This window comes from Streptomyces sp. NPDC001027, assembly GCF_040299045.1.
Taxonomy (GTDB): Bacteria; Actinomycetota; Actinomycetes; order Streptomycetales; family Streptomycetaceae; genus Streptomyces.
Map to the genome: position 1 here is coordinate 1 of NZ_JBEPBI010000444.1, position 3,430 is coordinate 3,430.

The 3,430-nt window shown below is 68.6% G+C and carries 4 protein-coding genes; 2 read left to right on the top strand and 2 right to left on the bottom strand.

Going from position 1 to position 3,430, the window contains the following annotated elements:
* Positions 1-710 (top strand): dioxygenase family protein (locus ABT300_RS42430; protein WP_351688053.1); only part of this gene is annotated, 710 nt, incomplete at its 5' end.
* A 155-nt stretch (positions 711-865) separates the two neighbouring features.
* Here ABT300_RS42430 and ABT300_RS42435 read toward each other — a convergent pair.
* Complete coding sequence (locus ABT300_RS42435) at positions 866-2,362, bottom strand: RICIN domain-containing protein (protein WP_351688056.1); 1,497 nt, start codon at positions 2,360-2,362, stop codon at positions 866-868.
* 454 nt (positions 2,363-2,816) lie between these two features.
* Positions 2,817-3,032: a hypothetical protein gene (locus ABT300_RS42440; RefSeq protein ID WP_351688059.1), complete on the bottom strand. Its 216-nt coding sequence runs from the start codon at positions 3,030-3,032 to the stop codon at positions 2,817-2,819.
* Between ABT300_RS42440 and ABT300_RS42445 the strand changes: the two genes are divergently transcribed.
* A partial coding sequence (locus tag ABT300_RS42445; RefSeq protein WP_351688062.1) for a glycoside hydrolase family 97 N-terminal domain-containing protein occupies positions 3,031-3,430 on the top strand: 400 nt, incomplete at its 3' end. The genes ABT300_RS42440 and ABT300_RS42445 overlap by 2 nt on opposite strands.

Below are 3,430 nucleotides of genomic sequence, written 5' to 3' on the forward strand. Positions count from 1 at the left end.
GTCTGACCGACGACAGGCGTCAGGAGTTCATCCTGCTCTCCGACACGCTCGGGGCGTCGATGCAGACGATCGCCATCAACAACGAGGCCTACGGCGACGCCACCGAGGCCACCGTCTTCGGACCCTTCTTCGTCGAAGGGTCCCCGGCGCTCGAGCCGGGCGGGGACATGTCCTTCGGGGCCGCCGGTGAGCCCTGCTGGGTCGAGGGGACCGTCTCCGACGCCGACGGGAGCCCCATCCCCGGGGCGAGGGTCGAGGTGTGGGAGGCCGACGAGGACGGGTTCTACGACGTCCAGTACGGCGACGACCGGGTGGCCGCCCGCGGGCACCTGTTCACGCAGGCCGACGGGAGTTACCGCTTCTGGGGGGTCACACCGACGCCGTACCCGATCCCGCACGACGGCCCCGTGGGCAGGATGCTCGCGGCGACCGGCCGCTCGCCGATGCGGGCCTCGCACCTGCATTTCCTGGTCGAGGCGCCCGAGTGCCGAACACTGGTCACGCACATCTTCGTCCGGGGCGACGAACTGCTCGACTCCGACACGGTCTTCGGCGTCAAGGAGTCCCTGGTCAAGGATTTCCACCGGCATCCGGCGGGCACTGCGACGCCCGACGGGCGGGTCGTCGACGGCGCCTGGACACAGGTCCGCTTCGACATCGTCCTCGCCCCCGCCGACGGCCGAGGGACGAAGACCGACTCCCGCACCTGACCGTGGAGAAGGACCGGCTCGGATCGGATCGGATCGGATCGAGGCGCCTTACCGAACGTGAACGCCTCGCGTGGTGGGCGCGAGGCGTTCACGTCGAGGCCGAAACGCCGGCTAAAGCGGCCTGGGACGGCTGCGGACGGCCCTCGTTCGGACGGTCACGACATCGTCCACTGCTGGCCGGCGGCGTTGGCGCCGGTCAGTTGGACGACGCCGGCGCCCGCCGTGGTGGAGGAGGCGTCCACGCCGACGGTGAGTCCGCTGTTGACGTTGACGAGCATGAACTTGCTGCCGGTGAGGCTGCCGACGAGATCGGCGGCGAACTGCTGGTTGGTTCCGCCGTGGCAGGTCCACTGCTGCAGTTGGACGTTCTCCGCGGTAGACCTGCTCGGGACGTCCAGGCACAGGCCGCTCTTGACGCTCTTGAGCGTGAAGACGTTGTCCGCCGTCCGGTTCAGCGTCCACTTCTGGTTGTCGCCGCCGGTGGACTGCCACTGGATGACCTTGGCCCCGCTCGCCGTCGAACCGCCGGCGACGTCCATCAGCATGGAGCTGCCCGCGTTGGTGAGCGTGTGCACCGCGTTGGTGGGCACGCCCGAGTCGGGCGTCCAGGTGCCCGCCGACACGTCGAGGGACCAGGCGGGGTACTGGCCGAGGTTCACCGTCGTGCCCCTGATGGTCAGCGGCAGCCAGATCAGCTTCGACTCCCCGAGGTCGGAAGTGTCCCAGCGGTCACCGGCGTAGATGTACGTGGTGCCGGAAGTGCCCTGGACGGTGATGACGTTCGCCGTCTGGCTGCCGTAGGTGTGGGTGCCGGCGGCGGCGAAGTTGCGGAACGCCGACCACGGTCCGCCCAGTGAGGTGGCGGTGGCATAGATGTTGTCGTTGAGGCTCCAGCCCGTCAGATGGGAGCCGAAGACGTAGTACATGCCGTTGATCTTCACCATGGCGGGTGACTCGACACTGCCGCTGCCGCTGCTGCCGAGGGTCGCGACCAGGCTGTCGACGGAGAGGTAGTCGGCGGAGAGCTTGTAGACGCGCAGGCCGTTGTTGCGGTCCTCGCTCATCAGATAGCCGGTGCCGTCGGTGTCCTGGAACAGGCCGAGGTCACGGCTGAGGTTGCCCATCGGGCGGAAGCTGCCCCGGTAGGCGTACGGGCCGCAGGGGGTGCTGCTGGTCGCCACACCTACCCTCGCGTCGGAGTAGTTCGTGCTGTCGATGTGCATGTACATCACGTACGTGCTGGTCGACGCGTTGTAGATGACCTTCGGCCGCTCCACGACCCGGCTCGGTCCCAGGTCTCCGCTGCTCTGCCTGCTCAGGGCCTGGCCCTGGAGGGTCCAGTCGGCGAGGTCGGTCGAGGTGTAGCAGGGGATGTCCTGGAAGGACGTGTCGGCCGATGTCTCGCCGGTCTTGTCCTCGCCGAAGCCGTACCAGGTCGAGCCGACCTTGACGATGCCCAGCCCGTGCAGCTGAAGCGTGCTGCCGTTCTGGTCGGCCCTGGTGGCGCCCAGGGTGAACGAGACGGCGGCGGCCTGAGCGGACGAGGCGGGCAGCAGCAGCGCCGCGAGGCCTCCGAGCAGCGTGAGGAACGCGGTGGCGACGCTGCGCCACCGGCTGCGCGGAGGTCTGCGGTGGGGTGCTGGATTCGACATGCTCTGCCTCTCCTTAGAGGTTCTGACATGCCGTCATGACGCATCGCCGGGAACAGGACCACGGTGTCCTCCGGCCGTAGCGAGGCCGGCCGGCTGCGGCCGTGCCACACGGTGAGGGGTGCTTGACGGCACGCTCGACAAGGGATGGAGCCGCGAACGGTGGCAAACGCGGCAGTGCGGAAGGGGGATGGGATGTCCGTCGGTCATGACAGCGGCAGGTGCGCCGTGGTGTCAAGAGAAAGTGATCGGTTTTGTTTGCGATGAGAGAAGCCGCTCGGTGTCGCGGCGCGGCCCTGCGACAGCTTCGCGCGCGGTGACCACGGGGTCTTTCGGAGGGTTCGGTTCAGCGTGTGCAGGTCGGATCGCTGTCCGGTTTCGGGTGCCGCGGGTGGACAAGGACGCCTTCAGGCGGGGTCATTGAGGGTCCGATGCGGGGTTGGAGCACGCCCAGCCGTCAGGAGTCGGGCGCGTCACGAAGCACTCGACCGGGTGCAGGGACCTTTGCCGCGCGCACTGTTGACCTTTCCACCGCCCTGGCGTAGAACTGCCGCAGCGTTGAAAACCGTTTATTACTGTTCAGTTGTGTTAGGTCGTTCAGGCGGGCGGCGATCCCGAACATCCGATGTCCTGGCTCGGCGCAGATCCATTCGATGGAGAGGTGCACGGCCATGCAGATTCCCTCACGTCCGACTGACGCGGGGACGGACCCGGGCGGGCGCCCTTCGGCGCTGTCCCGAAGGGGACTGCTCAAGGGCACGGCGGTCGCCGTCGGCGCCGCCGCGGTCGGGATCGGCGCGCCGGGCGCCGCAGCCGCCGCTGACGCCTCGGTCACCGCGACGGCCCCCGACGGCAGCACCACCATCACGATGTCCCTGACGGGCGGCGCGCTGAGCTGGTCGGCCAAGCGGAGGGGCGCGAGCGTCGTCAATGCCTCGGCCCTCGGGCTGAAGCTGACCGACGGGACGATGCTCGGTCGCAGCGGCACGGTCGTCACCAACTACCAGCACTGGACCGTCGACACCACCTGGAGCCCGGTCTACGGCCGCAACGCGACCGTCCGCGACTGGC

What these genes read in the sequence shown, in the direction of transcription:
- ABT300_RS42435 (WP_351688056.1), bottom strand. Translation starts at nt 2,362, where the DNA reads ATGTCGAATCCAGCACCCCACCGCAGACCTCCGCGCAGCCGGTGGCGC.
- ABT300_RS42440 (WP_351688059.1), bottom strand. Translation starts at nt 3,032, where the DNA reads ATGGCCGTGCACCTCTCCATCGAATGGATCTGCGCCGAGCCAGGACAT.